Origin of the sequence: Peribacillus sp. NPDC058002, from assembly GCF_042886655.1 — a bacterium.
In the GTDB taxonomy this organism is placed as follows: Bacteria; Bacillota; Bacilli; order Bacillales; family DSM-1321; genus Peribacillus; species Peribacillus aracenensis.
This window is the reverse complement of sequence record NZ_JBHVQU010000414.1, coordinates 1-2199: the sequence shown is the minus strand read 5'-3', so window position 1 is coordinate 2199 and position 2199 is coordinate 1. Positions and strand designations below refer to the sequence as shown.

Annotated in this window: 3 protein-coding genes; all 3 read left to right on the top strand. The window is 39.8% G+C overall.

Annotated elements, in window-relative coordinates; translation table 11 throughout:
• Positions 1-290, top strand: a 290-nt coding sequence (locus tag ACFVSH_RS25750; RefSeq protein WP_387708608.1) for an enolase C-terminal domain-like protein, incomplete at its 5' end; no start/stop codon positions are given.
• A 25-nt stretch (positions 291-315) separates the two neighbouring features.
• Entirely contained in the window at positions 316-1317 is a 1002-nt protein-coding gene (locus ACFVSH_RS25745) for a C40 family peptidase (protein ID WP_387708606.1), read from the top strand.
• Positions 1318-1615: 298 nt separating this feature from the next.
• Positions 1616-2199, top strand: a 584-nt coding sequence (locus ACFVSH_RS25740) for a TolB family protein (RefSeq protein ID WP_387708604.1), incomplete at its 3' end; no start/stop codon positions are given.

Below are 2199 nucleotides of genomic sequence, written 5' to 3'. Positions count from 1 at the left end.
ATATTAAATTAATGAAAACAGGAGGAATTCGACGTGCACTTCAAATCGCAGATATGGCGGAAGCAGCAGGGGTGGAATGCATGATCGGGAGTATGATGGAATCGACCGTGAGTGTAGCAGCCGCAGCTCATCTGGCAACCGCCCATCCTAATATAACGAAGATTGATTTAGATGCACCATTATGGATTAAGAATGAACCATTTGAAGGCATTCAATTTATGAAAGATCAACTTCTCATTGCTGATAAACCTGGACTAGGAGTCAAGAGGAAATCCTCATTTACTCAATAAAAACTATTTCGAAAGGGTGATTTTTTTGAAAAAGTTAACAGTTGTGGTGCTATCTTTATTTACTCTCGGTATTTTAGTTTTCAGTCCCAATGAAGCTAGTTCAAGAGAGAAGGAGAGAATTGCCTATGTAGATGTAGCTGTGGCCACTCTTTGGACGGAGTCGGGATCATTAAGGGATATCGATGCTCCTTCTGCATCGAATCCCGTTGATTTGAATGCCTGGATCGGCTCGTTGAATTATGAAGACAAGCTAGGGCTTGTAGGTAACCTGGAAACACAAGCTTTATATGGTTCAAAAGTGACGATTTTAGAAGAACGGGGTGAATGGGTGAAAGTAGCCGTTTCCAATCAACCGACGCCCCGAAATGATATTGGTTATCCAGGATGGATGCCAAAGGCACAATTAAAAGACGGAAATTCTTTTGAGAAGCAATTTAAGCGGGGATTTGCCCTTGTAAATGCTCCGAAGACTTGGCTTTATTCGAGCTCAAAACTTCGGTCAAAATTCATGGAGGTCAGCTTCGATACCCGCCTCCCGCTATTGCAGGTTAAAAAGGATAAAGTGAAGGTGATGACACCGAGTAATGGAGTAAAATGGATAGAAAAGGAGGATGTTTCAATCTACCAAAATGAAAATCAAATACCAGCTCCAACCGGTAAGGACATCGTTGAAACAGGAAAGGGATTTTTAGGGCTTCCATACCTATGGGCTGGAATGTCCGGATTTGGATTTGACTGTTCTGGATTTACCTATACAATGTACCATGCTAATGGAATAACGATTCCAAGGGACTCATCCATTCAAGCGCAATATGGTAAAAAGGTGGAGCAAGAAAACCTTCAACCAGGTGATCTACTATTTTTTGCCTATGATAAAGGGACAGGAAAGGTCCACCATGTCGGAATATATATTGGTGACGGCAAAATGATCCATTCGCCAAACAGCTCGACACATGTAAGGATAGATGAAATAAAAACATCTGGATACGGAGAGGAATATGCAGGAGCAAGAAGATATATCGATTGATGCTTAAAAAGCTTAAGAGCCCAGTGCCCTTAAGCTTTTTTCGTATTTGAACATACCAATTCCATCATTCTATCGGATGACAAAACGATGCCCCGATGACTTAATAATTAGCATGCATCGGAAGAAACGTTTATTCCCGATTAGAGGCTTAGTAAAAATAGTTATATAAGTTTTATACCAGAATAATGAACTAGAATTCTACTTCCATAAACTGAAGGTATACGTATACCTATAAGGAAAAATATGGTATAGTTAATTGCAGATTTTTCTTAATATTTTATAATGTGAGGGGCTGCCAATGATGATCACTTTTCCGAAACCTGATGTTGAGCAATTTTTACGAACCTTTTCCATTGCTGCTTTTGCTGTAAGTCCAGATGAAAAACATCTGGTTTTCAGTACCAATTTGAGCGGCAAGTATAATTTATGGGGAATGGATTTGCCAAACTCCTTTCCTTATCCGCTTACAACCATTGATCAGAGCTGCCAAGAGCTGATATATGATAAGAAGAGCCGGTTTATAATTGCTGGTTTCGATCAAGACGGTAATGAAAATACCCAGTTTTACGGGATTCCTTTGAATGGCGGGACAATGAAGGAAATCGTCCATCATGAAAATACACGTAATTTCATGCCAAAATTATCGAATGACAGTAAAAAGCTCTATTACACGACATCCAGAGGAAATCCTACCTTTCTAAATTCCTATTGTTTAGATTTAGAATCAGGACAGGAGAGGCTGATACTCGCGGGAAAAGACGCAGCGACGTATTTATTTGGCTTCAGTCCGGATGAAGAAACCTTACTTTACTATAAACACTTTGCTAATACAAATACCCTTCTCTATGCAAAGAAAGGGAACGAAGATATCCTGCTCACTCC